General features: G+C 54.1%; 32 protein-coding genes and 3 pseudogenes. 3 read left to right on the top strand and 32 right to left on the bottom strand.

Annotated elements, in window-relative coordinates:
- Nucleotides 1–21 precede the first annotated feature (21 nt).
- From iscB to INT20_RS15955, 10 genes and pseudogenes are all read right to left on the bottom strand, one after another.
- Nucleotides 22–1,410, bottom strand: coding sequence for an RNA-guided endonuclease IscB (gene iscB, locus INT20_RS15990; RefSeq protein ID WP_193054916.1), 1,389 nt, complete (start codon nucleotides 1,408–1,410; stop codon nucleotides 22–24).
- Between the two features lie 278 nt (nucleotides 1,411–1,688).
- Nucleotides 1,689–2,555: an ABC transporter ATP-binding protein gene (locus tag INT20_RS15985; protein ID WP_192539795.1), complete on the bottom strand. Its 867-nt coding sequence runs from the start codon at nucleotides 2,553–2,555 to the stop codon at nucleotides 1,689–1,691.
- A gap of 50 nt (nucleotides 2,556–2,605) precedes the next feature.
- Nucleotides 2,606–5,101, bottom strand: coding sequence for a TonB-dependent siderophore receptor (locus INT20_RS15980; RefSeq protein WP_192539794.1), 2,496 nt, complete (start codon nucleotides 5,099–5,101; stop codon nucleotides 2,606–2,608).
- 141 nt (nucleotides 5,102–5,242) lie between these two features.
- Entirely contained in the window at nucleotides 5,243–5,614 is a 372-nt protein-coding gene (locus tag INT20_RS18145; RefSeq protein WP_264298799.1) for a FecR family protein, read from the bottom strand.
- Between the two features lie 36 nt (nucleotides 5,615–5,650).
- Nucleotides 5,651–5,803 (bottom strand): annotated as a pseudogene (locus tag INT20_RS18405) (hypothetical protein); the annotation flags it as partial.
- Nucleotides 5,804–5,970: 167 nt separating this feature from the next.
- A pseudogene (locus tag INT20_RS18400) lies at nucleotides 5,971–6,099 on the bottom strand (FecR/PupR family sigma factor regulator); the annotation flags it as partial.
- A gap of 127 nt (nucleotides 6,100–6,226) precedes the next feature.
- Nucleotides 6,227–6,739: an RNA polymerase sigma factor gene (locus tag INT20_RS15970; protein WP_193057283.1), complete on the bottom strand. Its 513-nt coding sequence runs from the start codon at nucleotides 6,737–6,739 to the stop codon at nucleotides 6,227–6,229.
- Nucleotides 6,740–6,979: 240 nt separating this feature from the next.
- Complete coding sequence (locus tag INT20_RS15965; protein ID WP_193054616.1) at nucleotides 6,980–7,207, bottom strand: cation transporting ATPase C-terminal domain-containing protein; 228 nt, start codon at nucleotides 7,205–7,207, stop codon at nucleotides 6,980–6,982.
- Nucleotides 7,204–8,369, bottom strand: a protein-coding gene (locus INT20_RS15960) for an IS3 family transposase (protein WP_193054623.1) whose coding sequence is annotated in 2 segments (ribosomal slippage) — nucleotides 7,204–8,111 and nucleotides 8,111–8,369 — 1,167 coding nt in all. Because the reading frame shifts where the segments join, the coding sequence is not laid out codon by codon here. Before INT20_RS15960 ends, INT20_RS15965 begins: the two co-directional genes overlap by 4 nt.
- 149 nt (nucleotides 8,370–8,518) lie before the next feature.
- Nucleotides 8,519–11,404: a Tn3 family transposase gene (locus INT20_RS15955; protein ID WP_140023314.1), complete on the bottom strand. Its 2,886-nt coding sequence runs from the start codon at nucleotides 11,402–11,404 to the stop codon at nucleotides 8,519–8,521.
- Between the two features lie 140 nt (nucleotides 11,405–11,544).
- On the opposite strand from INT20_RS15955, the gene INT20_RS15950 reads away from it, so the two are divergent.
- The gene (locus INT20_RS15950; protein WP_024899850.1) at nucleotides 11,545–12,270 is read left to right on the top strand and encodes a class I SAM-dependent methyltransferase; all 726 of its coding nucleotides are present in this window, start codon (nucleotides 11,545–11,547) and stop codon (nucleotides 12,268–12,270) included.
- Nucleotides 12,264–12,878 carry a recombinase family protein gene (locus tag INT20_RS15945; protein ID WP_024899851.1) on the top strand — a complete coding sequence of 205 codons (615 nt, stop codon included), beginning with the start codon at nucleotides 12,264–12,266 and terminating at the stop codon, nucleotides 12,876–12,878. The genes INT20_RS15950 and INT20_RS15945 overlap by 7 nt, the downstream gene beginning before the upstream one ends.
- On the opposite strand, the gene INT20_RS15940 is transcribed toward INT20_RS15945, so the two are convergent.
- From INT20_RS15940 to INT20_RS15835, 22 genes are all read right to left on the bottom strand, one after another.
- A complete protein-coding gene (locus INT20_RS15940; RefSeq protein ID WP_226912214.1) occupies nucleotides 12,870–13,742 on the bottom strand; it encodes a hypothetical protein in 873 nt (290 codons plus the stop codon). The two genes, INT20_RS15945 and INT20_RS15940, sit on opposite strands and share 9 nt — an antisense overlap.
- 12 nt (nucleotides 13,743–13,754) lie before the next feature.
- On the bottom strand, nucleotides 13,755–14,069 hold the full coding sequence (locus INT20_RS15935) for a conjugal transfer protein TrbD (RefSeq protein WP_193054617.1): 315 nt from the start codon (nucleotides 14,067–14,069) through the stop codon (nucleotides 13,755–13,757).
- Nucleotides 14,069–14,557: a TrbC/VirB2 family protein gene (locus tag INT20_RS15930; protein WP_193054618.1), complete on the bottom strand. Its 489-nt coding sequence runs from the start codon at nucleotides 14,555–14,557 to the stop codon at nucleotides 14,069–14,071. Before INT20_RS15930 ends, INT20_RS15935 begins: the two co-directional genes overlap by 1 nt.
- 45 nt (nucleotides 14,558–14,602) lie before the next feature.
- Nucleotides 14,603–15,187, bottom strand: a complete 585-nt coding sequence (locus INT20_RS15925) for a hypothetical protein (protein WP_193057282.1) — start codon at nucleotides 15,185–15,187, stop codon at nucleotides 14,603–14,605.
- 88 nt (nucleotides 15,188–15,275) lie between these two features.
- Nucleotides 15,276–15,629: a hypothetical protein gene (locus tag INT20_RS15920; protein WP_193057281.1), complete on the bottom strand. Its 354-nt coding sequence runs from the start codon at nucleotides 15,627–15,629 to the stop codon at nucleotides 15,276–15,278.
- Between the two features lie 49 nt (nucleotides 15,630–15,678).
- Complete coding sequence (locus INT20_RS15915; RefSeq protein ID WP_193057280.1) at nucleotides 15,679–16,011, bottom strand: hypothetical protein; 333 nt, start codon at nucleotides 16,009–16,011, stop codon at nucleotides 15,679–15,681.
- 181 nt (nucleotides 16,012–16,192) lie between these two features.
- Entirely contained in the window at nucleotides 16,193–16,432 is a 240-nt protein-coding gene (locus tag INT20_RS15910; protein ID WP_193057279.1) for a hypothetical protein, read from the bottom strand.
- Between the two features lie 14 nt (nucleotides 16,433–16,446).
- Complete coding sequence (locus tag INT20_RS15905) at nucleotides 16,447–16,983, bottom strand: hypothetical protein (RefSeq protein WP_193057278.1); 537 nt, start codon at nucleotides 16,981–16,983, stop codon at nucleotides 16,447–16,449.
- A gap of 470 nt (nucleotides 16,984–17,453) precedes the next feature.
- Complete coding sequence (locus tag INT20_RS15900; protein WP_193057277.1) at nucleotides 17,454–17,912, bottom strand: hypothetical protein; 459 nt, start codon at nucleotides 17,910–17,912, stop codon at nucleotides 17,454–17,456.
- A 15-nt stretch (nucleotides 17,913–17,927) separates the two neighbouring features.
- A complete protein-coding gene (locus INT20_RS15895; RefSeq protein ID WP_193057275.1) occupies nucleotides 17,928–18,122 on the bottom strand; it encodes a hypothetical protein in 195 nt (64 codons plus the stop codon).
- Between the two features lie 11 nt (nucleotides 18,123–18,133).
- Nucleotides 18,134–18,313, bottom strand: coding sequence for a hypothetical protein (locus tag INT20_RS15890; RefSeq protein ID WP_193057276.1), 180 nt, complete (start codon nucleotides 18,311–18,313; stop codon nucleotides 18,134–18,136).
- Nucleotides 18,314–18,333: 20 nt separating this feature from the next.
- Entirely contained in the window at nucleotides 18,334–18,528 is a 195-nt protein-coding gene (locus INT20_RS15885) for a hypothetical protein (protein WP_193057275.1), read from the bottom strand.
- Nucleotides 18,529–18,538: 10 nt separating this feature from the next.
- Nucleotides 18,539–18,784, bottom strand: a complete 246-nt coding sequence (locus tag INT20_RS15880) for a hypothetical protein (protein WP_193057274.1) — start codon at nucleotides 18,782–18,784, stop codon at nucleotides 18,539–18,541.
- 16 nt (nucleotides 18,785–18,800) lie between these two features.
- Entirely contained in the window at nucleotides 18,801–19,043 is a 243-nt protein-coding gene (locus INT20_RS15875; protein ID WP_193057273.1) for a hypothetical protein, read from the bottom strand.
- Between the two features lie 24 nt (nucleotides 19,044–19,067).
- Entirely contained in the window at nucleotides 19,068–19,415 is a 348-nt protein-coding gene (locus tag INT20_RS15870; RefSeq protein ID WP_193057272.1) for a type II toxin-antitoxin system ChpB family toxin, read from the bottom strand.
- The gene (locus INT20_RS15865; protein ID WP_193057271.1) at nucleotides 19,412–19,666 is read right to left on the bottom strand and encodes an AbrB/MazE/SpoVT family DNA-binding domain-containing protein; all 255 of its coding nucleotides are present in this window, start codon (nucleotides 19,664–19,666) and stop codon (nucleotides 19,412–19,414) included. Before INT20_RS15865 ends, INT20_RS15870 begins: the two co-directional genes overlap by 4 nt.
- Before the next feature lie 78 nt (nucleotides 19,667–19,744).
- Entirely contained in the window at nucleotides 19,745–20,422 is a 678-nt protein-coding gene (locus INT20_RS15860) for a tyrosine-type recombinase/integrase (RefSeq protein WP_226912213.1), read from the bottom strand.
- Between the two features lie 195 nt (nucleotides 20,423–20,617).
- Nucleotides 20,618–20,857 carry a hypothetical protein gene (locus tag INT20_RS15855; RefSeq protein ID WP_193057270.1) on the bottom strand — a complete coding sequence of 80 codons (240 nt, stop codon included), beginning with the start codon at nucleotides 20,855–20,857 and terminating at the stop codon, nucleotides 20,618–20,620.
- Between the two features lie 433 nt (nucleotides 20,858–21,290).
- Nucleotides 21,291–21,557: a hypothetical protein gene (locus INT20_RS15850; protein ID WP_193057269.1), complete on the bottom strand. Its 267-nt coding sequence runs from the start codon at nucleotides 21,555–21,557 to the stop codon at nucleotides 21,291–21,293.
- A gap of 76 nt (nucleotides 21,558–21,633) precedes the next feature.
- Nucleotides 21,634–22,380: a hypothetical protein gene (locus tag INT20_RS15845; RefSeq protein WP_193057268.1), complete on the bottom strand. Its 747-nt coding sequence runs from the start codon at nucleotides 22,378–22,380 to the stop codon at nucleotides 21,634–21,636.
- 311 nt (nucleotides 22,381–22,691) lie between these two features.
- Nucleotides 22,692–23,018 carry a hypothetical protein gene (locus INT20_RS15840; RefSeq protein WP_193057267.1) on the bottom strand — a complete coding sequence of 109 codons (327 nt, stop codon included), beginning with the start codon at nucleotides 23,016–23,018 and terminating at the stop codon, nucleotides 22,692–22,694.
- A gap of 327 nt (nucleotides 23,019–23,345) precedes the next feature.
- Nucleotides 23,346–23,819 (bottom strand): hypothetical protein, encoded by a 474-nt coding sequence (locus INT20_RS15835; protein ID WP_193057266.1) that lies wholly within the window; start codon nucleotides 23,817–23,819, stop codon nucleotides 23,346–23,348.
- Nucleotides 23,820–24,341: 522 nt separating this feature from the next.
- Between INT20_RS15835 and INT20_RS15830 the strand changes: the two are divergent.
- Nucleotides 24,342–24,566: pseudogene (locus INT20_RS15830) on the top strand (IS256 family transposase); the annotation flags it as partial.

The raw sequence follows: 24,566 nt of genomic DNA, 5'->3' as shown, positions 1-24,566 counted from the left end.
GTCGCTCGCAGAGCGACTCGGTTACGCCACCGCCTGTCCCGCTCCTCCTTTTAGTTGGTGAATAGTCGGGGTGAGGTGATAGCCGTAGCCATCACCGCGTTGTATCACGGTGCAGTGTTTGTGCGAAATGCCCTGCACGGCACCCTGGTCGGTCTGGATATTGAAACTGCCGGTTTTGCGCACCGCGACGCGGCCCGTATAGGTACCGGCCTTTTTGCCGCTAGGCACCACGGCTTTCACTATGTCGCCGGTTTGAAAGCCCCGCACCTGCTTCTGGCGCATCAGATAGCCACGCGGAAAACCATATTTCGTCAAGCGGGTGCGCTGGTAGTTGCCGCGCCCGGTGCATTTGATCGTTAGCGTCGGGGCTGTCCAGTCGTGCAACCTGCCGAAAGCGCCCACACAAGCCGCATCCAGGGCGTGAGTCTTAGGAATGCCGAGTCGCTGACGGTTGTATTTAGTGCGACCACCGCTGGCGACTGCCACCGGCAGTCCCGTCGTTTTAAGCGCATTAAACAGTGCCCAGCGCGTGGCATTAACCGCACTGGCATCGCGCAGCGGTTGCTTGAGCTGGCGTTGTACCCGCTCCAGCCGTGCGTCCGCTGATAAGCCGTTAGCCTTGAGGCGTTTTCTCAGCCCCTTGTCACGGGAGAAAAAGTCCGCCAACGGCAGCGAACCCTTAGCCTGATTGCAGGGGTGGCAGCTAAGGGTCAAGTTGCTGACCCGGTTGGAACCACCGCGTGAACGCGGCACCACATGCTCAATCTCCAGCGGTGTGTCGCCGGTGCCACAATAGGCACACTCACGGCCCCATTTTGCCAGCAGGTACTCGCGTACCTCGTAGCCCAGCAAAGTACCTTGCTGGTACTCGACCCCGCTAATCTCCGGGTTGTCGAGCTTCTGGGTATCAAAGCGCACCAACTCCTGGCTGATGGCCGTGACGGGGGCTAGCTTGCTGAGTCGTTCTACCCAGGCCATGACCGTATCCACTCGATGTTGCAGGCTGGGGGCCAGCCAGCCTTTGGGCTTGGTGCGATTGTTGAAGCGCGGGGCGCGATAACGCAGATTCTTTGACCGGCGACGCCGCCGAAAGCCACGGCGCTGCTCCAGTGACTTCTTGATCTGATAGCCACGATGCACCAGGTCAAATAAGCACAATACATGCCGTTGCGGGCCGTCTGATTCGGTGCTGTCCGTTTCACGCATCAACGCCAGCCCGGTCGTTTTGCTGCCAGGGTCGATGCCCAGGCGAAGCGGTTGCGTGTCACCACCCACCCGATCTTTCAGCCGGATCGTGAACGGATAGCGCTTATGTACCACGGCACGACCACGCGCCAACAGCAACCGGGCGCGCTTTTCGCTGCACGGCATCAGTGGCCGCTTGTGTTTATCCCATACGAAAACCGCCATGCGATTTCCTCCTAATCAATGCCCTTACGGGCCTGGTGTCGCAGGGCTTTCGCCCCGTCTCCCCTCGGGAAGGTTGATAACCGGCTCCTGCCAACGATATGGCTATCGGCAGCGATCAAGACCTTCGGCGTTTTACCCTGCGCCAGCATGATCCTGACCTTTCAGAGCGCCAAACTGAGGAAGCATTTGGCGGTGAGTCTTGGCGACCTGTTATCAACGTAGCGGGTTGGCTACCGCTTTCCCTGGTCAACCGGGCTTGCTTTTACAAGCCTCCGGCTTCAGCCGGAGGTAATTGACTGCGGCACACTTCTTTCCATAACGATCTGTTCTTCGGCGTTTTGTGCGGGGACGATCTGTCTGGGAACGAACCATGGGCATCCCGAAACGGGATCGTCATGTATTTCCGCCTCGATCTCGAAAACCCGGTGCAGGATCGACGGGGTGATAACGTCCCGCGGTGCACCGTCGGCGACGATGCGGCCATCGCGCAGCGCAACGATGCGATCGGAATAGCGCGCCGCCAGATTGAGATCGTGCAGCACCATGACGATGGTGCGGCCATGCGCGCGGTTGAGTTTGCGCAGCAGTTCGAGAACGTCGAGCTGATGCGCGATGTCGAGATAGGTCGTCGGCTCGTCGAGAAACATGATCTGCGTCTGTTGCGCCACCGTCATGGCGATCCAGACCCGCTGCCGCTGCCCGCCCGAAAGCGCATCCACCGGCGTATCGCGCCACGGTGCGACGCCGGTCATAGCCATGGCGTGCTCGACCGCCGCCCGGTCTTCCTCCGTCGTCAGGCCGAAAAGCCCCTGATGCGGCGCACGGCCATAGGCGACCAGTTCGTGAACATTCAGGCCCTCGGGAACGACCGGCCCCTGCGGCAGGATCGAGAGCCTGCGCGCGATGTCGCGCGTCCGCATCTCTCGAATATCCCTGCCATTGAGCAGAACCTGTCCACCCAAAGGGTCGAGCAGCCGACCCAGCCCCTTGAGCAATGTCGATTTGCCCGACCCGTTGGGGCCGACAAGCGTCGTCACCGTGCCTTTCGCGATGGAAAGACCGACGTCATGAACGATGGTTTTCGTCTGATAGGCCAGATCGAGGCCTGCGGCCGCAATCGAGGTCTGGTCCGGATCGACTGTCATGGCGTAAACACCGGCACCGGCGGTTCGTCCGAACCGCCGGTGCGCTCCTGTCAGAATTTGATATTGAGGGAACCGATGATACTACGCCCGTCGACATAATCGCAATAGCTGGCGCTGGTGCAGCCGCCGACAGCTTTTTTGTCGGCAAGATTAGTCACCGACACCGCCAGTTTCGACCCGTCTAGATTGGGCGAAAGCCTGCCGAGCTCGTAGGCCAGCATCGCATCGCCCAACGTATAGGCCGGAATGGGCTTGAGATTGTCGTCATCGGCATACATGCTTCCGACATAACGCACGCCGCCACCCAGCGTCAGGCCGTCGAGAACGCCTTCGCGGAAGGTGTAGTCGAGCCAGGCCGAGGCCATATGATTGGGCGTATTGGTCGTCCTGTTGCCCTCATAGCCGTCATTGCTGCTGGTAACCTCGGCATCCATATAGGTATAGCCGAAGGAGGCATTGACCTTCTCGGTCAGGCTGATCTTGCTTTCAAGCTCCAGCCCGCGCACACGCACTTCGCCGGTCTGTACCGAAAAATTGCCGCAATCGGGCAGATTGGGCGCCGCCGCGCAGGTATGCTCATTGTCGGCCGTGGTCACATTCGTCCGCTTGAGATCATAGAGCGAGGCGGTGGACACGCCATTGAACCATTGCGGTTCGTATTTCAGACCGATTTCCCATTGCTTGCCTTCGGTCGGCTTGAAAGTCTCGCCATAATAATCCGTACCGGAAGTCGGCTCGAACGATGTCGAATAGCTGACATAGGGCGCAAGACCGTTATCGAAGAGATAGAGGAGACCGGCGCGGCCCGTCAGGGCATCGTCACGCGTTTCCGTTGTCAAATCGGTGAGAAAATTATCGTTGGTGGTGTTCGCCCAATCCTGACGCAGGCCGGTCAGCAGGCGCCAGTTGCCCAGAGACATCTGGTTTTGCGCATAAACACCATATTGCTCCAGCACGACATTGTTGTCAGTGCGGCGCGCCAGCGTGGGCAGGCTATAATTGCCGTAAACCGGATCGAACAGATTGAGATCGAGACTGGAATTGGTTCCGGAGAGTGAAAGATTGTCCGAGGAAAACCGGCGATAATCGAAACCGGCGATCAGTTCGTTGCGGGTATCACCAATGTCAAAATCATATTTCAGGCTGTTGTCGGCTGCGATGCCGCGCGTGGTCGCCGCCTGATTAAGCGCCGGCCGGCTGACCGTTTTCTGATCGGCTTTCAAGGCACCGAGTCTGAAGGAGGTCGAATTGACATCGACATAGGTGAAACGCAGGTTCTGGCGAAATTCCAGATCCTCGTTCAGCTTGTGCCTGAAATCCGAACCGACATAATATTGCTTGCGGTCGTAATCGCAGAAAGTTGGATCGCAGGTATAGATCCCGCGCGGAAACTGACCGTTGATATTGGGCAGGATGGTTCCGACCGCAGGCAGATAGCTGCTCGAATTACCTTCCGGATCGCGCTGCAACGCCGCCCTCACCGTCCAGTTCGTGTCCTCCGAAGGACGCCAGGTGAAAGACGGAGCGATGGCGTAGCGCTCTGTCTCGCCATAGTCCGAATCGAGATCGGCCCTGCGGCCGACGCCGGCAATGCGATAGCTGAACGTTTCATCCGCGGAAACGCCGTTCCAGTCTATGGTCGTTTCAAGGTGTTTGTCGGTGCCGACACTAAAGCCGATCTCGCGGTCGTTATTGCCCAGCGGGCGCTTGGACACCATATTGATCAGGCCGCCGGAACCGTTCTGGCCATAAAGTACCGAAGCGGGCCCCTTGAGAACCTCCACACGCTCCAGCAGAAACGGGTCCACCTGCGCGACAGCGAGCGTACCCGAAGGTGTGAGCTGGGTTCCGTCAAGGTAGATATTATTGATGCTGTAGAAGCCGCGAATGCGGATTCGGTCGAAATAGCTGGTGCTTGGCTGGAATTCGGTCACCACACCCGGCGTATAGCGCAGCGTTTCCGCAAGCTTGGAGGGTTTCAGCGTCTCGATCTGCCGTGCCGTCACCACATTGATCGTCTGCGGCGTTTCCAGAATGGGCGTGTCGGTCTTAGTCGCGGTCGCGGAGCGATGCGCGACGAAGCCTTGCGCAGGGCCCCAGGCGTTCTCGCCCTGCCCGTTGACCACGATGGTCGAAAGAACGGTGGACCCATCGGGCGCAATGCCTGCGCTCCCCTCCCTCGGCAGCGGTTCCAGAGTGACGGTGTCCGAAGATGTGAACCGATAGGAAAGGCCGGTGCCTGCCAGAAGACGGCTAAGCGCCTCCTCACGGCTCATATTGCCACGCACCCCTTTCGTCTGCTTGCCGCGAACCAAATCGGCCGGATAAAGAACCTGAAGATTGGCATTGTCGCCGAAGCGCGAAATCGCAGCCCCCAGGGGACCGGCAGGCACCGAATAAGAGGCCGGGACGGTTTGCGCCATGCTTTGGGTGGCGTAAAGCGTAACCGCCAGTAAAGCCGAGGACGATGCAAGAAGGGCAATCGCCATCTTTCGCATATGCGCCTTCATGGTCCCGCCGGTCAGAAATCCGGTTTGCCGCATCATTTCCTTCTCCCTCTCCTGTCTGTTTGCAGCCCGCTCGGGATGCTTTCAGAAGGAAGACGTATTCCGCGGCATTCCACCTCACCCTAAATATGAAAAAAATTATCAGGAATTATGCGGATGACGTTTTGACTCAAAACGGGATTACGTCCCACGCAGCAAAACGAGATAATCCGTAAGCCTCACCGCCCTGACCGGCAAGGTCTCGGTTATTGTGGTCAGCACCGCATCGGGTTCGGCAATATTGAAAATTCCGCTCACGCGCAGATCCATGAGCTTCGCATCGAGAATACGAATCGTACCGCTGCGGTAGCGGTTCACATCGGCGACGACCTGCTGCAACGGACGATCCTCGAAAATCAGCTTGCCGCGACGCCAGGCCAGGTCGCTTTCCACATCGACACGCGCGATTTGCTGCATACCGCCGGGGCCGTAGGAGACGCTCTCTCCCACGTTCAGGACAGCGGACGACCCGTCCGGCGCGGTCACTGAAACCGCGCTTTCCTCCACCGCCACGGAGGCATTCCCACCCCATTCGTGCACCGAGAACCGGGTGCCGAGCGCCGTTGCCGTACCGGAAGCCGCCTCGACGACGAAGGGACGATGGGCGTCCTTCGCGACAGCGAAAAAGGCCCGTCCGCCAGCGTCAGGCTCCGCTGCTCGCCGGTGCCGGTGCTGTAATCGGCGAGAAAACCGGCCGGTAATCCATTAATTGCCGTAACGGCCGCAAGACCCGCCGCGGTGGCAAGTCCGCCTGCAAGGAAGGCACGGCGGCCTGGCCTGCGCCCGAGCGGCGGCTTGCGCATGGTGAGCGGCAATCGCGGATCGGCCACCTTATCGAAATCGGACCATATACCGGAAATGCGCTCATATTCAGCGCGGTTGTCATCGGAAGCCGCAAGCCAGCGTCTATGGGCGCGCAACTCGGCATCGCCCGCATCGCCCGAATTGACCCTGACAAACCATGCAAGGGCTTCGTCTTTCGCCTTCTGTTTTGACAATATGCGTTCGTAGCCACCGCCGTTCAACGGGTTTTCCTCTCGAAATGAGGTTCCCGGCAATTGCCGGTCTTAACCCTGTTGACGAATCTGCAATCGCTACACCTCATCATCGCACATGGCTTTTTCATCAGTTCAGCCTTTCATCCAGTCTGGCTCGAGCGGTCGCAAGCGCCTTGATGATGAGTTTTTCCACGGCACTTTTCGTTATTCCGAGCCGCTCGGCGATCTGCGAATGGCTGAGACCGTCGAACTTATGCATGAGAAAAACCTCCCTCTGCCGGGGCGGAAGATTTGCAACGACGTTTTCGAGAATGGCGATGCGTTGGCGGAAATCGGCCGTCTGCTCCGGCGAGGCATCTGCGCAAAGTGAATCACGATCGCCCAGTGGCTCGAAATAGCGCGTTTGCGCGCTTTTTCTGCGCAAATGATCGATGGCGATATTGTCCGCCATCCGGAACACATAGGCCCGCAGATTCTGCACATCCATATCCGGCGGCATTTTTTCGGCACGCAGATAGGTATCCTGAACGACGTCGTGAATATCCGTGGCTGTCCCGAAGCGGCGCGCAAGATGCTTGACCAGATCGCCATAGCTTTCCGTCAACACCTGAACGATCGTTTTTTTCTTATTTTCAGCCACGTCGACAAGACCGGAAACAATGAGTGGGAGGAAGAGACTATCTTGGCGTAAGCCTCTTAGACGTAAGCTCTGTCTCCGTCAAACTGGATTATCATCGTCATATTTCAGCATACAGATACGACTGCGTGAGAAATGCCTGCCTTCATCCGGCTTTACCCATCAGACCGCCTGCCAGTCCATGCGGCGGATAACGATCTTTTCCACTTCCTAAATTGGCCATTAAGATCACGCCGACACCGATCACCAGCAACATCGACAATCGAAATCGGCGCGCTTGCAAAAAGGTTGTGCACCGGCGGGTAGATAGGTGAAGGCCAGTTGCGCCAGCACGACGACGCCAATGGCCGCGAGAACGACCGGCGTCCGCTTCATGCCGACAAAACTGAAAGACGAGGCATGAAGATAACGGATTTTGAAAAGATAGAAGATTTCCATCACCACCATCGCATTGATAACTGTAGTGGTCAACTAATTCCGGACAGTTTGTTAAGTCTTTTTTCAGCTAGCTCCGGTGGCAGGCCGGCGTTGTAGCTGTGCGGACGCTGCCTGTTGTAGTAGCTCATCAGATAGCGGCCTATGTCTCTCGTTGCTTCATACAGGTCGCGGTAACCCTGCTTAGGCATCCATTCGCTTTTAAAGCTGCGGAACACCCGCTCCATTGGGGCGTTATCCCAACAGTTCCCTCGGCGGCTCATGCTCTGAACCATTCGTTTGCGCCATAGCTGCTGCTGATAAGCCAGGCTGCTGTACTGGCAACCTTGGTCGGAGTGGAACATCACGCCTTTGGGCTGGCCTCGCAGGTTATAAGCCATGTTCAGTGCTTTGATTGTCAGCGCGCTATCAGGCGACTGCGATGTGGCCCAACCGATTACCCGTCGGGCATACAAGTCAATGACGACCGCCAAGTAAGCCCACTGCTTACCCACCCACACATAGGTGATATCACCGCACCAGACCTGGTTGGGAGTCTGAACGTTAAACTCACGCTGCAGATGGTTTTCAACCATCGGATGTGCAGCGCCCGCCGCTTTGTAGTTATGGCGGCCTGGCTGTTTGCTGGCCAGCCCGGCCTCTTCCATGAGTCGAGAGACTTTATAACGGCCCACCATCAGGCCCATTAGTGCCAATTGAAAAACAACCGTTCGGCTGCCCGCCGATTGGTTGCTGGCATTGAACAGTGCTGCCACCGTTGCGCGCAGGTGAATCCTTTCAACATCGATTAGATCTTTTCTTTGTTCCTGTTCGTAATACGTGGAAGCAGGTAAGCCGAACAGGCTGCAAAGCGCACGAACCGGCAAACGGTGTTTGAACGAACCAATCAGCGCTTGAGCTTGAACTCGTCCGTCATCAAGAGCGCGGTAGCCTTTTTTAGGATGTCTTTCTCCAGCTCAAGACGATCAACGCGCTTCTGAAGCTCTTGGATCTGCCTTTGCTCCGGCGTTAGCGCTTTGCGTCCCTCGGAGATGATTCCCAGCTTTTCCTTCTTGTACTGGTCAATCCAGCGACGCATCGCTGTGGGCCCAATATCCAATGCATCACAGGCTTCTGTAACGGAATAGCCTTTGTTTAGTACCAAGTTCACGGCTTCAAGCTTGAACTCCGGGGTAAACGCTCGACGTTGATTCAAAATAGACACCTCATTCATGGCGCTACTATAGCGCCTCTATGGAGTGTCCGGATTCATTAAGCCACTACAAACCAGTGTTCTGGCGACATCGAGTTCATATCCACGGCTCGCGGCATACTGGGGTCGTTTGCAGGAGGGGGCGGAATCCTACGCTAAGACTTTGGCCAGCGATATTCTCCGGTGAGATTGATGTGCTCCCATCCGAGAGGTGAGACGTGAGCCAGAACATCGGGCGATATCAGTTTTCCATCGCGTTTCTGGTTAGCGACGACTTCACCCAGCTTCATGGTGTTCCAGAAGATGATAATTGCCGCGAGCAGGTTCATGCCAGCGATTCGGTAGTGCTGGCCTTCGGCGGAACGATCGCGGATTTCGCCCCGGCGATGGAAGCTGATGGCCCGCTTCAGCGCGTGATGTGCCTCGCCCTTGTTGAGCCCTATCTGGGCGCGGCGTTGCAGATCGGCATCCAGAATCCAGTCGATCATGAACAGGGTGCGTTCGATGCGGCCGACCTCGCGCAAGGCCGTGGCCAGTTCGTTCTGCCGCGGATAGGAAGCGAGCTTACGCAAGATTTGGCTGGGCGCGATGCTTCCAGCGGCAATCGTAGCGGCGATGCGCAAGATATCAGGCCAATTCCGCTCGATTATGGCCTGATTGATCTTTCCGCCAATCAAGGTCTTCAAATGCGTCGGCGCGGACGAAGGATTGAATGCATATAGCCGCTTGGACGGAAGATCGCGAATCCGCGGGGCGAAGCGGTAGCCGAGAATGGCACATGCGGCAAATACGTGATCGGTAAAGCCACCCGTGTCGGTGAAATGCTCGCGGATATTGCGACCGGCATCGTTCATAAGCAGACCATCGAGGATGTATGGAGCTTCGCTCGCCGTTGCAGGAATCACCTGGGTTGCGAACGGCGCATACTGATCCGAGACATGACTGTAGGCTTTCAGGCCCGGGGTATTGCCATATTTAGCGTTGACCATATTCATGGCCTCACCTTGCTCTGTGGTGACAAAGAACTGACCATCGCTCGAAGCCGACGTACCCATGCCCCAAAACCGGGCCATGGGTAACGCCGCTTGCGCTTCGACAACCTTGGCCAGCGCCCGGTCGTAGGCTTCGCCTTCGACATACCATCGCCCTATGCGGATCAACTCCCAGAAAGTGTGGGTGTTCGTCGCGTCGGCCATCTTGCGCAGGCCGAGATTGACCCCCTCCGCAAGGATGACGTTCATCAGCCCGATCCGGTCAGCGCAAGGCGCTCCGGTGCGCAGATGCGTGAACGCTTCCGTGAAGCCAGTCGCTGCATCCGCTTCCAACAAGAGATCGGTGATGCGCGTGGGCGGGATCTGCTTGTAGAGATCAAGCACTAGATCTTCGGCGCCTGTCGGCGCGGCGGCTTCGAGCTTCTCAATATGCAGGACGCCGTTTTCGAGCGACCCGCCGGGAATCGTGCCCGAGCGTGCCGCACGGCCAAGCTCGCGCAACCGCATGTCGAGGCGAGCGTGCCGGTCTGCCAGCCATTCCTCCGGCCGCAATGGTACGGCGAGACGGCCGCTTTCCGCCACGGCTTGCGCCGGAACAAGTGCGTGTTTCAGATCGCCATAGCGCCGGGACTTGGCAAGCCAAACGTCCCCGGAGCGGAACGCATCGCGCAAATGGAACAGCACCGCGATCTCCCAGAGGCGACTATCACCAGCCGTCTGGGCACGAAGATGGCGATGCCATTTGGAGCTCGGTCGCAGGAAGCAGGTCAGCGCGGGATCGTTCAAACTAGTACGCAGGGCCGTCACCGCTTCTAGAAGCGGCAGCGCGACTGGCGCAGCCCGCAAATCGAGCAAGCGCAACATGCGAGGAGCGTACCGGCGGAAACGGTGATAGCCGTCGAGCACATGATTGAGCGGATCGGCAGTCATGGTGGCGGTTAGCCTGGCAGCCATCGCGACAAGAGTTTTAAATCCATCCCACCCTGATCCGCTCGCGATAACGTCGTTCAGCGACTGGCCGTCATCTCGTGCATCGACCAGGGCCCCTCCAATTGCAGCGAAGGATTTCAGGGTGTCGCGCACCGCGTTCGCCTCGTCAGCGACCTTCGCTTGGCAAATGCGCTCCGACGCCCGGTAGAGACGGCCGACGATCCGGTCGTGGGTTTCGACCACGGCATCAGCAAGCATCGCCTGCCATTCAGACGCGCACACCGCCAGAATCGCAAGCCGCCTGTCTTCCGGGAGATCACGCATGCCGTCGGCGTAATACCGTTCGCCCTGCCTGCGCAAACGCGTCACCCGATGAGCAGGAACACCAGCAAGCATATCCTCGGGAAGATCGACACGTTGCAGATACTCGAGCCGGTCGAGCAGCCGGTTGGCCGACGACGAGTTCGAGCCGAGCTCGAACTGACGCAGCCATACGAAACGGGTCACCCGATCGTCAGCCGTCTCCTCTAGCAATGCCAGTAACTGTTCCCGGATAGGCATGGACAACCGATCGGCAATCCGCGCCTCGATTTGCCGCTCGGCATCGACCAGAGCCGTGGCGCAGAGGCGCTCGATCGTGGATGTCGCGGGAAGAACCGTGCGGGTGCGACGGCATTCAGCCACAAAGCGACGGGCAATATCCTCGTTCGACACCGCTATCTCGGCTTCCCGGAACAGCCAGTCCTTCAATTCGCGCGCACCACGTCCAGAGAATGTGCGGAATCCGTAGAGCGCCCGCAACTCCGCCAGATGCTCATGTCGCGTCTCCTCACGGGCGGCATAGTCAACCAGATCCTCGGCATGCAAGCCGAGTTGTGCGCCGATAAATTCGACGACCTCTGCTGGAATCAGTTCGCCGGGTGCCAGCACCCGACCGGGATAGCGCAGGACGCATAATTGCAGGGCGAAGCCGAACCTGTTGTGTGGACGGCGGCGAAGCTTGATGTGGCCGAGGTCTTCATCACTCAACGTATAATGCTTGAGTAAATCCACCTGCGAGATTGGCAGACGCAGCAGCGCGTCCCTTTGCCGATCAGTGAGAGTGACGCGACGCGGCATCCATGTTCCTTTATCAAAATTCGAGGATGTTCAAGACGCTTTGTTTATGAAGCTGGTTGAGATACATTTCCAGCGATCAAATCATTTGTGGCAAACGCACCGCCTCAAACCACCGTTTGTGTAACAGGGAATAACAGGCAATGAACCAACGTGACCCGGATGAGAACGGTTGGCTTAGCTCTTCTCAAGCGTGGATCGACAGAATGCCAGATGCCGGCGATTTCGCGCGCGAGTTCATCCTCGACAAGCCGATGCTGGAACGAGCCGAATTGTCGGGCGCGGCAAAAATGTTGGATATCGGCTGCGGCGAAGGACGGTTTTGCCGTATGGCAAAGGAGATCGGTATCGATGCTGTCGGAATTGATCCAATCGAACCGTTTATTGAAAGAGCACGAAACCGTGATCCAGCTGGTAAATATCTCAACGCTTTTGCCGAGAAATTGCCTTTCTATGATGAAGAGTTCGACCTCGCAGTATTCTACCTGAGCCTTATCGACATTGACGACATACACACGGCGGTTCGAGAAGCCACTCGCATTCTCAAGCCCGGCGGAAGAATTCTGATCGCAAACCTGACAAGTTTCTGCACTTCCAATGGCACAATTGGGTGGATCAAAGGCGAAGACGGTCGTGCGTACCATCCTCTTGGAAACTATTTTGGTGAACGGGCAGAGTGGTTCGAATGGGATGGCTTGCGAGTGCGAAACTGGCATCGCCCCTTGAGCACTTACATGTCTGCATTGCTTGATGAAGGCTTGAAACTGACGTTCTTCGATGAACCGAGACCATCTAGGGGTCCACAAGACAGGGTGCAAAGGTATCTCACGACGCCATTCACCATGGTCATGGAATGGCGGAAATGTTAATCGGCTATGGACGCATTTCCAAAGCTGATGGGTCTCAGTCGCTCGACCTGCAACGCGATGCCTTGAGCGCTGCCGGCGTCGAACAAAACAAGATCTATGAGGATCGCGCTTCCGGCAGCCGTGAGGATCGCCCTGGTCTGACCGCCTGCCTCAAAGCATTGCGTGACGGCGATGTGCTGGTTGTCTGGAAGCTTGACCGTCTCGGGCGGTCTCTTGCCCATCTGGTCAACACGGTGAAGGATCTGTCTGATCGCAATATCGGTTTGCGGGTGCTGACCGGAAAGGGCGCTCAGATCGACACCACAACAGCATCCGGCCGCATGGTCTTCGGCATTTTCGCAACCTTGGCCGAGTTCGAGCGTGACCTGATCCGCGAGCGCACCATGGCCGGTCTCGCTGCTGCAAGAGCGCGCGGTCGCAAAGGGGGCCGAAAATTTGCCCTCACCAAAGCACAGGTCCGTCTCGCACAGGCCGCCATGGCGCAGCGCGACACTTCCGTTTCCGATCTTTGCAAGGAACTTGGGATCGAGCGCGTCACTCTCTATCGCTATGTCGGCCCGAATGGCGAACTAAGGGACTACGGTAAGCGCGTTCTCGGCTTAACGTAGGATTTCGCCCCCTCCCGCAAACGCCCCCAAGATAAACCGCGACGACCAGCGATAGGACAGCGGCAGACTGTCGAGCATGTCGAGAATGCCGGGGTACGAGTTTCCGGGGAAACCTTCGATAGCCACACACGACACAAACTTGTCGCCGACCTTGGGCGTGTCGCCCGGCCACAGCGTGGGATAGCCAAGCCACGCATCCAGATACATCGGGCAGTCAGGAATACGCAGCGCGATAGGTTCGTCTGTCAGCGTGTAATGCAGGTAGTTCACCAGTTCATCACTCTGATAGGCGTCTTCGCCCTCGCCCACTGTAATCGTCGCCATACGGCGCATATGCAGCAGATCGCCGACACCATCGTGCAGGTCATCGAGCTTTTTCTTGAAGTCCAGTAGCAGGCGGTCGGCCGGGTCGCTGTCGTCTACGCCATCATCGTCGTAGACCATTTCGGCCAATTTCGAGTCGCGGCGACTTGGCGGGAGGTAGGTCAGAATCAGCGCATATTCACTCTCGAATAGCGATTGATCCTTGACGAAAGTTGACCGCCGTTCGGCGTCAATCAGAGCCGTGATCGGCTCAGGGAAATGAGATTCATCCGGGGCCGGATAGCCCGGCGATGCCAGCCGGGACGCATCAGTCCAAACCGACCAACCAGAGCCGAAGCGCGCCAGATATTGATTGACCAAGGCGGTCAGGTAGTTGCGTTCTGACGTGGTGGCGGATGCTGCATCATCACCACGAAAGAAGAAACCAGCCATCAGCGAGCCGTCCTTGCCCAGCACTACGCCTTCATCAATCAGCGCGGCGTAGTTGAGCAGGTCGGGCAAGCCAGCGGCTTTGCTACGGAAGGGTGCTAACGCAAGCATGTCCGCTCCTTATCAGTAGATACGTGGCGACTTGGCCACACGATGGGGCCGTGAGAACGGCCCGTAATAGTTCCCGTACTTGAGCTGGCGAACGTAGACCTTGCTCATGTTCGGGTCAGCCTTCGCCATCTTGCGAAGGCCGTAGACGCAAACCAACCAGATGCACGTTCCGAGGATCGTGGCGGGCCAGTTCATGGCCGACACGATCAGGCCGCCCGCAACAAGCATGGAGAACAGCATTAGCTCGCGCTCGCCACCCCATACCTGTTGCGGCCGGTGCAGTGCCCGGTGGAAAGGCGTCAATCTACGCGCTTCCTCGACTTGCATTAGCGACCCCCTGCACCCGGCAGTGCGGCGGCCTGCGCTTTCGATGCGCTGGCCAGATCGTCAGCGGTGATTGCTGCGTCAGCCGGGATTACTGCGCCCGAGAACATGGTGCCGGTAAGCAGGTTTTTGGCGAAAACGATGATGCAGACAACGAGGATCACGTAGATGATGCGGCGGGTAAACTCGGAGATTTCACCGCCCCAAATCAGGGTCGCGCCGCACGCGATGATGCCGAGCAGTGCAATACCGAAGGCCACGGGGCCGCTGATCGACTGGACGAGCTTGGCAATCGGGCCTTCCCACGGCAGACCCGAGCCGCCGCCCTCGGTGGCGTTTGCCGCGTGCGCGGGTTCGGCACCAAAGAGAAGGGCCACGCACAGAGCGGCCATCAGCCAGAAGTAAGGGCTTGTCAGTACGGCCCGAGCCTTCGATGCGAAGGTTGGAGCCGACGACGCCACAGGCGAAGCGAACAGGGCATTTGTAGTCATGTGATGTTTTCCTAAAACGTTGTCAGTGTTGAGAAAAGTTGCAATTTAGTGTGCATTAGATTGACTATCTGCGTAGCGGACTACCCATGAATCTGATGCGCTTTGTGTATATATGACATTTCCCCTCGTTGAACTTGCTAGGGCTTCTTTTCCAAACCCTTCAGACAAATTAGTTAGCTCAGAAGGTTTTACGATTTGCAAAACACCATTTTCATGAGTAGCCGAAAGACCACCGCAAATTTCGCCTCTTGAGCTAACGCATCGGGGCAGGCTCTCGATTCCATCCCTTTGAATATCGTGGGCTATTCGGTCGGCAAAAGAGCGAGCCTGCGCAATATTGAAAATATTTATGCTATCTAAGCTAATTGTGCGGCTGGCCACGCCAGAACTTTCGGTAATGTGATCTAAAACCTGCCATCTAATAATCTCTGGTGTTTCGGAAAAAACATAGCGAGCATAGCCGTTGGCAAATGGAATGGTAATTAGCGCGATAATTAGGGGTACCGAGACAATGCCAATCCACTCCACACTACGGGGCAAAACACCACTTTTGGATTGCCATGACCGACATAGAGGGCATTTTGATGCACGATCATGAATCGATTCTTTGCATTTCAAGCAGGCTTTCATCGCAATATCTCTTTTTCATTTGTTGGTTGCTTTCGGCAGACGCCCTGGTTGGGCGGCTAGCGAAAGCCCCCTGTGTCAGGGGCTTTTCCTATGACTTGTTCATTTCTTTTTCTAGCTTGAGGCCGAGACCAACAAACACTGCTCCCAAAACTAAAATGCCAGCACCGACATAGCCGCCATAGCCGTATAGTGTCGCTATATCATAAGACTCTTTAAAAACATCACTTTCAGACGCACCTATAAAACTTAGCGCTCCAAAACCCAGTAAGTAGAAAATGGCGAAACATACAAATAGCGTCCCCATTACTTTCGGTGGATTTTCCCACATGGCTTCTCGTAAGCTCTCTGCGCTTTTTGTTAAAGAGCTAACAATTAGAAGCGCTACGAAAAGCCCTAGTACCAAGGCAATAACGCCAAAGAAAATAACTAATATCGTATTCATCGTGTAGTCCTCTTTTCCATTAACTTTCGCGTGTTTTGTGTAAACGCCATTAGTTACGAGGAGTCGTCCGTAGGTATAAACGAATACCTTCAAGTACCGGGAGCAAATCTACGTCTGCTATCGCTGGGTAATATGTAGCTAGCAGTGATCCGTCATCTTTTTTGCACACTTTGATCTGTATATGCACGTTACCTGAATGCGCAAGATCTCCGAAAAATAAACAGTCACCAGCTTCTTCCTGTAAAACAACCGGCTGCCCCGGTATGCGCAAGCTGTTAACTGTCAGGACACTGGTTGCATCAGCTAAAGCCGTTGATGTAATGAACGACGTAAAACAAGCAATTGCCATTATTGCTTCGCGCCTCTGAATCATTTCTGCCACCTTCGCGGGCTCCTTTCCTCGAAAATATTGACTGTCGTCAGCCAAGGGCGTTTCCTTTAACTTATTTCCAGTAACCTGGAGCAATCCAGTATGTGGTAGCCGCAAGCAGCACTACCACTACTAAAAGAACAGCCCCCCGAGTACCGTGTTTTTTAAAATGTCTGCGGAGCATGGCTTTTCCTCAACCCTTATGGCCGGGGCTGATGGTTAAGCGCCACTCATATTCCTGGGGCCTGGCTACCCCGCCAAGTGGCGAGGGCATATAAGCTATAAACGTCCGGCTGATAACTTCTGCTTCAATATTCCCATTCACCGTGCCCATCAATATGAGGTTGTCGCCTACGGCTGGAACTGGGGCGGCGTCGGGCAATTCAAATCGGCACTGCTCCATTCCAGATTCATCGCAGATTAAAATTTCCATCGTCGTGTTTTCCTCTATCGTTGCACAGGTACGTGGGCGTAGTCGGGAAAATCAGTTTTGATTTGTTCGATTGCCGCATCTATGGCCTTAGTGTCAGGCATCGACCGGAAGCCCCCAATGCCACCGCCCGCGTTGCGTGCTTCGCTATCCCACTCGTCGAAACGGTCGATTATGTGAACGCTTAGCAGCTCGCCGCGTCCATCCCGGAGCCAAACCTCATTCCACATTTTGTTACCCTTCTCAGGGCGCTGGGGGCCTGTGACGATGATGGTTGCCCCATTCAGCGAATGTTCACGATCACGCTCTGCCTGCCACTTTAGGTAAGAGTCCTTCTGCTGCTGGGTGATCTCGTTGGGGTCAATCCCTGCGAACTCCATCTGTTTGGCGGCTAGCCCAGGGATTCCCCCGCTTAAATCAGCGCGCCCGTTGAGACGGAAGCCCTCAGCGAAAATGATGTTGTAACCTGACGCGCTGATTTTGGTTCGGCTGCCCAAATGCTGGTACATAGCTGCCAGACAGGTTTCGTAGGAATACTGTTCTTTTGTGGCCATTAGATGTTTTCCTTCAACTATTGGAAAGTTCGTTAGAAGGGAATATTTGCACTGGACTTTGCAGCTTCCCACCCAAGCTCCCAGGCTGGGAATGTAGCTTCGTCATCACGTTGGTGTGGGTTTGATTCCTTTGCCTCTCCTGCATTGAATGCAGCCTGACCCTCGTCAAATGCAGCATCACCATAAATAAGCTCACGGTCGACGTGGTACCTCGGCCATTTTCGCTTAACGGTTAACCAGTCCCCAGCAAGCCAACATTGTAGGAAAGCTGACGGATCATCGGCCCGAGCTGCGAACTCCATGGCCTCGTGATAGATCATCATAGTCCTGCTTTTTGAATAACAAACAAGCATTTATCACCTTTATAATTTGCGACTTGACTACTTCCCGTCGTTAACATAGATGTTAAATTAACATTCATGTTAACGCGGAGCGCGCCCATGACGACTTAGGTCTTTTCCTTTAACTAATCACTTCAAAATTGTGACTGGCGACTTGAACCACTGCTTCTTTTTCAGCAAGAACTCATTTTCGTGCCCAATGGCCGCAAACTGTTCTTTTGATACATGAGGTATTAGCCTTTTTCGTACATCATCCGGCAACTGGTCTTTAGTGGCCACTGCTGCAACCCCCTCAGCCTCGGCAACGCCACTCACGAACTCTTGCCATCTTTCATGAATCTGCAATGCAGGGTCTAAATAGGGTAAGCAAGCGGGGAAGTCTTTAGACTCTAGCTCTTGGCAGGTTCCTTCTATCTCCGGCCAATCATCGCAGGCGAAAGACAACAGGTATTCGACACCATCACCCAATTGTTTCCAGAACCACACCGACTCGATAAAGTCACTGGGGCTGATGTTCTTCAATTCTCTGCTTATAGCCCATGCAAGCATCGTTGCATCATGCCGCAGATCAGGGTGGTTTTTAGTCATTTGCACGCTTTTCATTTAACTTTTGTGCTTGTTGAAGATTCCGAGAACCCCGGCAGGATTGATCAGAAAAAGGCCCAACGAGAAAGCAGTCCAATTTTTAACGTCGTAGGCAAGCCCTAGTCCGAAAAGAGTGTTCAGCACCCAAATACCCGCGACACCAGCAAGTACCAAGTAGGTCACCCAAAGAATAAATAACTTCCAGATTTCCATACTTTTCCTAGCTATTTGGTTTTGAAATAGATCAATGCTGTTCGCATGAACATGAAACTGTTGAAAAGCGCCGCCACAAAGCCGAAAAACAAGCCATAAGTCGATTTAAACTCAACGCTGAGAAATACGACCAAGACGGTAGCCAGAGTCATTGAGAAGAAAAATGCAGACCAGTTGGGGCTGTTTTTCATGGGCTTTACCCTCTTTTCATTTAACTTTTGTGCTTGTTGAAGATTCCGAGAACCCCGGCAGGATTGATCAGAAAAAGGCCCAACGAGAAAGCAGTCCAATTTTTAACGTCGTAGGCAAGCCCTAGTCCGAAAAGAGTGTTCAGCACCCAAATACCCGCGACACCAGCAAGTACCAAGTAGGTCACCCAAAGAATAAATAACTTCCAGATTTCCATACTTTTCCTATCACTCTTTAGAGGATATTGCTCGGCGCCTCTGGTTGCCGAATAGTTGGTGAACCAGCCACAGCAAAACCGCCCAAACAAGCAACACATAGCCGCCATGCTGTTTCCATATCAACTCAGCCACAACGGATTGACTATCGGGCTTGGCCTGCCACCATACAAAAGTCATCTGGCACGCCAGAAAAACCATGGCTAACAAACCGGCTAAAAAAATGGCTCCAAGTAACACTTTTAACTTAGTTTTCATTCCTCCACCTTTTCCTTTAACTATTTGTCAGCGAGATTTTGGCTTTTTCTGTATACGAACGGCGCTGGTAAGACTTTTTGAGTATGGCTAGCAAAATAGCGAACAACACAACAAAGAATGCGTATTGAAGCTGCGGAGTAGTAAGCAGAGAGGAGTATTCTTCACCAGTGGCAGCATTCACCATCCATAAAACAATCTTGCTACTGAACCACGCGATAGCGCCAGTGGCTAAGATGTACAACATCACCTTCATTTTCATACTGTCACCTGTGGTTTCCTAGTGTTATTCAAAGAGCGTCTGAACACGCGCTAATACGTCATCAATGATGTGTTCAGGGACGGCCTCAACCTTGCGCGCTCCACGCGCCTCCAAGTCCAGGCTTCTGAGCTGGTTAACTAGAACAACGCCCTGTGTCTTGGTGCCTGATCCAGTTAACGGCACTGCAAAACCCGCATGTCGCGCAAAATTGCCACCCTGGGTAATCGGTGCGATAACAACAGTTCCAAACTGATTGAAGGCGGCAGGGGTTAAGACTAACGCAGGCCGAAAATCGCCTTGCTGCTCCCTGCCTTCCGTTGGATTAAGATTCACTCGCACTATGTCACCGCGCTTGAACTTTACTCGACTCATTCCTCGCGCCCTACTGGCTTCATGTTATGCCAAGCAGCAAGCTCTTCCGGTTCAGGTGCATTGGGATCGCACTGATCCAACAGCTCTTGGAGAGAGTATTTTGGTATTGAAAGGATTGGTTTGAGGACAAATTTAGTGGTGCCCTGCTCAACCTCAAGCGCGTCCCCATCGCTAAGGCCATATTTGCGCAGTAGATCAACTGGCAGTCGCACTGCCGCGCTATTGCCCCACTTCTGAATTTTGAGCTCCATGATTCATTTCCTCAACCGTGTATCTACATTGTAGACACTGAAATGAGTGATTGCAAAGCTTTAGTAGATACTTTGTATCTACAACGCAACCTCGAAAGCTTTGCGAATGATCTCTTGATCTATAGAGAGGTATGGCTTCGTATGATCAAGTTCAGAATGGCCCAAAATTGCCTGTACCGCTTCAATATCACCTGTTGCGGCTAGCACCCGAGCCGCGAGGGTACGCCGACCGCTGTGGCTGCTACCTAGCTTGATTCCCGCTTGTCGATACAAGCGGCTAAATGTCTGCTGAAGCGAATCGCTTGCCCAATACTCTTTGGGGCCTGTGGCCAATAATCGCTTTTTAATAGCTAGCTCGAAGGACTGGCCTTTGTGGGTGAGTACCAGCTTGCTATGCGGAAGAAAGCCTCTGTAGCTGGTTTCTTTAGAGCATCCCCACTGCCGGAGGTGGCGCACTTCAAGCCACTCCTCAATGGCTTTCACACACTTAGGATGGGTGAAATGAATATTTCTCGCTTTGCAGCCTTTGGTGATTTTGGCTGGCAGATACGCCTCTACGCGTATGGCACCGCTTGGGAGAAGAACATCGTCTATACGTAGCTGGGCTAGCTCTGTGACACGGATGCCGGTTGTATGCGTAATCCAGAGCAACATTTGGTCGCGCTGTGGCATACGGCCAGTGACGCCCGCGACACGAATTAAGTGGCGAAACTGCCCTGGGCGAAGCGAAGTAGCTTGGCGGGAAGGTGTGGCCATAAAGCCCTCTGTCAGGATTGATGTTTAATCGCGTGCATTCCTGAGAGAGTTGCCTGGAGGCCTCCGCATTAGCCTAACACCAGCAACCAAGCCCGTTCTAGGAAAATGTCAGGCATAAAAAACCCGCCTGGTAAACCGGGCGGGCCTTGTTCATCGAGATCAAATCACTTTCCCTGCACTTGATCAGTGCAGTTTTTACGCACTGCGCCGAGGCCTAGCAGCAGACTTGTCCATTGGCACCACATTGGATTTAGGGTTAGTGACAGCAGCACTGATGCCGTTAATAGTATCCAAGGCTTGGCGGGTTGCGTTTTCGGCACTGTTGCGGATAACCGTTTCTACACCACCAGCCAGGCGGAGACGATACTCGCGAGCTGCCGCACCATATAGCATCTGAGTGCCATCCCAAATAGGTGAACACCATGAATCTTTCATCGAGAATCCCCCTCTTTTTGAGCAAAGCGACTGCCTCGCTACGTCAACCCAAGTTTAGGCGTTCAGAGGACTGTCTACCAGCAACAGAATTGCAAGCCTAAAGGACACGGAAAATAGTTGTTCTACCCAATGGGCTACGTGTCTCCATCCAGCACCGCTTTTAGCTGCGCCATCCGCTTGGGCCCAAGCCCTTTAATGGCAATAAGTTCACTCTCGGGTGCCTAACAATTACTGAAAATGACACCTACGTTTATAAGCCCAAAAAAAAACCGACCTGTGCAAGGCCGGTTTTTGTTTTTAGGTGCCTGGTAATTAACCAACGGCACCTTATTAAGTTTTCTTTATTTATGATTATTTAGAACCGATATTTCATCAGAAAATCTTGGGGTGGTAAGTTGGCCGCTGGGCCTGTTATTGCGTTGATATGTGCCTCTTAATCAAGGTGCCCTTTTGAACTTACCCTAAAGGCCACGAAATCTTCACGTGTAGCCTCCCGGACGCTATCCCTAGGGCCAATCGATACCGATCCATTTTTCCAGTCATGGCCGCCTTTCAGCACTAAGCCGTGAAGTACCATCATTAACTGACGGTCCGGCCCCAGGAAGTAGCCAAGCGTGTGTTCATTGAGCACCACGTACTTGACGTCATTGTTTACGATCGTGCCTCTATCCGGATGTACCGGCGATTCTGACCTATACATGCATGAGCCTCTGTCTTCTTAAGCAGCTGGTCAGCACCTTCAGGGTGCTGACCCAGTCTGTTTATAGTCCCTAAGCTTAACGAGCAAGTGTCATGTGGAGCGTAAGCGCGCGTAAGTGCAACTCGCTCCCCTTACTTGCCTGCAAGTAAATATGCTTCAGTGCCGACGCGTCATCCGCGAAGATACAAAGCTCATCCTCTCTCTCTATGCTCCAGATTGTGAATCCAAATTCAGTACCATCGCTGGCAAAAAGATTCCATCCCTCACTGCGCGCTTTGGCTGAATCCATCTTGCTCCACGCGCTTTCTGAGCTTGATGCACTCAACTGAGTTGACAAGAGTTGCTCTACTGGATTTTGTTTTAACCGCTCCATTTCATCGATTTCAGCTTTGCAATAGCCGTCTTGAGCTGCATGCGTTGGACTGTAGTGCTCCAGGTCCCTCTTGCCGAGGCCCAGCAGCAGAACAATATCGTTCCATTGCTGCGAGGGTAAACTAACCGTGATGTACGTCTTTAGCTGCTCACTTTCTCTGACGATGGTATCAAAGTCGATACCATCGTCCGGTGACCAGACAGATGTCACACCACTGTTTGGCTCATACGCATCTACCTGCATCTCGCGGAATTCAACAACCGTTCCCTGATACTTGCATTCGCTACAGGTGATCAAGGACGTGTCGTCGAATTCTAAGCCAGTGGATTCGTCAACCTCGTCATCCAAAGTTGCTAAGGCTCGTGACACAGTTTGGACGCGAGATTTATATCCACAATGCTGACATGCGATACCTGCCAGGCAGTTGGTGTTGGGGGTCTCAGAAGACATGGAATTTCTCCGTTATAAAAGCTCAGTCCCCGCTAATCCCTGGATTACGAGCGACGTGTGCAAGTTATAAGCGCTCAACGGAGCGCTGTTGAAAGGCCCTAGTCCTATTGGGCAAGGGTAATCGTTTGGAAGTGCCTAGAACGCATGGAGCAAGTGCCGTAAGCGCTGAGGGCACAATATGCCAGGCGGGCGTCGTCGCCCCTAGAGGCTAGAGCACGTGGCTGGTTTAGTGAGTCGCTCAGATGAGCCTTAAAAATGCCGAGGTTCCGGCGTATTAGCATTGCGATGGGACCAAGAACCGCTGATGACCGCTATAGAGAGCCAGCATTGGCGTCCGATGCCTTCAGTGACGCTGCATGGCTTCTTGCCAGGATGGGATCGTCGATTAAAAGCTGCTTAGCAACCTTCTCTCTCAGTTCATCCATTTTTTGGTCAAAAATACCATCAGTTCCATTCTGAACCGCCTTCTGACGTGCGCATTCGTAACCTAGCAGTCCGAACGGGAAATGCTCCATGATGGCCATTTCAGTCGCTAACGTAAGGTCATTCTTCCATTGCTCACGCAAGCAAGAGTCTTCACCACCAATTTCGATTTGGCTTTGAAGCCGGCCGCTACGCGATTGTATTAATTCTTTCATGTTAACTCCTTGGATAGGAAAATTACCCACGCGTAACCCGGACCACGGGGACCGAGTTCGATGGATAAAGAGGTGGATCGCTCAGATGAGCATTTGAAATGCTGGCGCTCAGTGCCGGCAGAGATGCATAAGCGACGAGTGTCGACTACTGCAGGGTAGAATGCTGCTTTCATAGAGAGGCCAGCTACCTCTATCGCTCCCAAGAGGGAGAGAACTTTGCTTTCCGATATAAGCTTGTTCTGCACTCACATTGGAAAGCCCCCTGTGATAGGGAGCTTCATAAATTAGCATTTAACAATTTTTAAAAAAAGCTATCAGCGTTACTGCTTATTCTTCGAGTTCATGAACAGCTCTGCCAGTTTGAGCCACAATGAGCATAATCTCCCCCATTGTGTCCGCTCCCCATTGCTTACCGCTCATGACCTTTGCAATTGCATCTAATGCTTGCCCATCAGTGGCCGTCGCAGGCACACCTACCCCTTTTTCAAGTAAGAGTGCCTTGGAGGCATTGGTTATCTCTTCATCCTCCGGTAAGCGATGGTTTTCTACCATGAAGGTCATAATCCACTTGCCCATCGGTTCTGCCAATGAGCATTCCAGGTTACCGTCGAATTGCTCAACGGTTGTCAGCTCATGGAAGACTTCGTGCACTATGGCCGCCGCTTCACAGAGAAACTGCATTAGCTCGATCTCGTGTAACCCTAGTTGTAGATACGAAATTTTCGAAGCATCGTTGAATGCTTTCGACTGCCTCGCGCCTAGTGCCAAATACACAAGCGTTGTTGGTTTTACTGTATTCATGAGTAATCTCCTCATCAGAACCTGATAAACGCCTTACCAGTGGAGAGGCGCCAGCAGGGCAGTTTCATTTAAGATTTCGTGCACTACGGTAGTTGTAAAAGAAAAGCACCTGCAAACGCAGGTGCTTTCTGGTCAACCATTCTGGATCGATCAATTCCGGATCGGTGAAAACGCCTGCTCAAATTTCACAGAGTCAACGCCGTTTACCGGATTTTACGCCTTCTTTAGCTTTCCCCTATGCTGGCCATCCTTCTGGCGAGCCCATAGGAATAATAACGTGGATACAACCAGTGTTGCGGCAATAATGGCACCAATTCCATAGGAAACAGACATTATGTTAGTCCTCTTCTTCAGATTGTAACGTCTTCACTATAGCAAGCAGTTTTACAGCCAACCATCCGAAAAGGATAGAAGCTGGTAGCGTGATCACCACGACAAGAGCAGACGTTCCACTACCAATGGCCAATAAGGTAGTGTTCAGAATTCTGTGTCACTTCTACCCTAAGAGGAAAGAGGTGATGTATGACACAAGCAACATTTGACATGGACGCGGCGCTGAAAGCCCTGCGAGAAGGGAAAGATCTCACCGGCAAGGAGGGCATTCTGACGCCGCTCATCAAGCAGTTGACCGAGGCTGCCATGCAGGCGGAGCTCGACGCGCATCTCGACAATCAAGAGACGCCCAACCGCAAAAACGGGGGCTCTCCCAAGACCATGAAAAGCCCTGCAGGCCGCTTTGAGCTAACC

The sequence above is a fragment of the Halomonas citrativorans genome, assembly GCF_014898005.1.
In the GTDB taxonomy this organism is placed as follows: domain Bacteria; phylum Pseudomonadota; class Gammaproteobacteria; order Pseudomonadales; family Halomonadaceae; genus Vreelandella; species Vreelandella citrativorans.
The sequence above is the reverse complement of the archived record's forward strand: the minus strand, read 5'-3'. Positions and strand labels throughout refer to the sequence as shown.

Coding starts and splice junctions, on each gene's coding strand:
- INT20_RS15955 (WP_140023314.1), bottom strand. CDS start 11,404: ATGCCGCGTCGCGTCACTCTCACTGATCGGCAAAGGGACGCGCTGCTG.
- INT20_RS15980 (WP_192539794.1), bottom strand. CDS start 5,101: ATGATGCGGCAAACCGGATTTCTGACCGGCGGGACCATGAAGGCGCAT.
- INT20_RS15890 (WP_193057276.1), bottom strand. CDS start 18,313: ATGAAAAACAGCCCCAACTGGTCTGCATTTTTCTTCTCAATGACTCTG.
- INT20_RS15950 (WP_024899850.1), top strand. CDS start 11,545: ATGAACCAACGTGACCCGGATGAGAACGGTTGGCTTAGCTCTTCTCAA.
- INT20_RS15845 (WP_193057268.1), bottom strand. CDS start 22,380: ATGTCTTCTGAGACCCCCAACACCAACTGCCTGGCAGGTATCGCATGT.
- INT20_RS15875 (WP_193057273.1), bottom strand. CDS start 19,043: ATGAAAATGAAGGTGATGTTGTACATCTTAGCCACTGGCGCTATCGCG.
- INT20_RS15835 (WP_193057266.1), bottom strand. CDS start 23,819: ATGAATACAGTAAAACCAACAACGCTTGTGTATTTGGCACTAGGCGCG.
- INT20_RS15855 (WP_193057270.1), bottom strand. CDS start 20,857: ATGAAAGATTCATGGTGTTCACCTATTTGGGATGGCACTCAGATGCTA.
- INT20_RS15880 (WP_193057274.1), bottom strand. CDS start 18,784: ATGAAAACTAAGTTAAAAGTGTTACTTGGAGCCATTTTTTTAGCCGGT.
- INT20_RS15895 (WP_193057275.1), bottom strand. CDS start 18,122: ATGGAAATCTGGAAGTTATTTATTCTTTGGGTGACCTACTTGGTACTT.
- INT20_RS15865 (WP_193057271.1), bottom strand. CDS start 19,666: ATGGAGCTCAAAATTCAGAAGTGGGGCAATAGCGCGGCAGTGCGACTG.
- INT20_RS15925 (WP_193057282.1), bottom strand. CDS start 15,187: ATGAAAGCCTGCTTGAAATGCAAAGAATCGATTCATGATCGTGCATCA.
- INT20_RS15850 (WP_193057269.1), bottom strand. CDS start 21,557: ATGTATAGGTCAGAATCGCCGGTACATCCGGATAGAGGCACGATCGTA.
- INT20_RS15905 (WP_193057278.1), bottom strand. CDS start 16,983: ATGGCCACAAAAGAACAGTATTCCTACGAAACCTGTCTGGCAGCTATG.
- INT20_RS15860 (WP_226912213.1), bottom strand. CDS start 20,422: ATGGCCACACCTTCCCGCCAAGCTACTTCGCTTCGCCCAGGGCAGTTT.
- INT20_RS15910 (WP_193057279.1), bottom strand. CDS start 16,432: ATGGAAATTTTAATCTGCGATGAATCTGGAATGGAGCAGTGCCGATTT.
- INT20_RS15885 (WP_193057275.1), bottom strand. CDS start 18,528: ATGGAAATCTGGAAGTTATTTATTCTTTGGGTGACCTACTTGGTACTT.
- INT20_RS15870 (WP_193057272.1), bottom strand. CDS start 19,415: ATGAGTCGAGTAAAGTTCAAGCGCGGTGACATAGTGCGAGTGAATCTT.
- INT20_RS15840 (WP_193057267.1), bottom strand. CDS start 23,018: ATGAAAGAATTAATACAATCGCGTAGCGGCCGGCTTCAAAGCCAAATC.
- INT20_RS15900 (WP_193057277.1), bottom strand. CDS start 17,912: ATGACTAAAAACCACCCTGATCTGCGGCATGATGCAACGATGCTTGCA.
- INT20_RS15920 (WP_193057281.1), bottom strand. CDS start 15,629: ATGAATACGATATTAGTTATTTTCTTTGGCGTTATTGCCTTGGTACTA.
- INT20_RS15985 (WP_192539795.1), bottom strand. CDS start 2,555: ATGACAGTCGATCCGGACCAGACCTCGATTGCGGCCGCAGGCCTCGAT.
- INT20_RS15935 (WP_193054617.1), bottom strand. CDS start 14,069: ATGCAAGTCGAGGAAGCGCGTAGATTGACGCCTTTCCACCGGGCACTG.
- INT20_RS15930 (WP_193054618.1), bottom strand. CDS start 14,557: ATGACTACAAATGCCCTGTTCGCTTCGCCTGTGGCGTCGTCGGCTCCA.
- INT20_RS15945 (WP_024899851.1), top strand. CDS start 12,264: ATGTTAATCGGCTATGGACGCATTTCCAAAGCTGATGGGTCTCAGTCG.
- INT20_RS15940 (WP_226912214.1), bottom strand. CDS start 13,742: ATGCTTGCGTTAGCACCCTTCCGTAGCAAAGCCGCTGGCTTGCCCGAC.
- iscB (WP_193054916.1), bottom strand. CDS start 1,410: ATGGCGGTTTTCGTATGGGATAAACACAAGCGGCCACTGATGCCGTGC.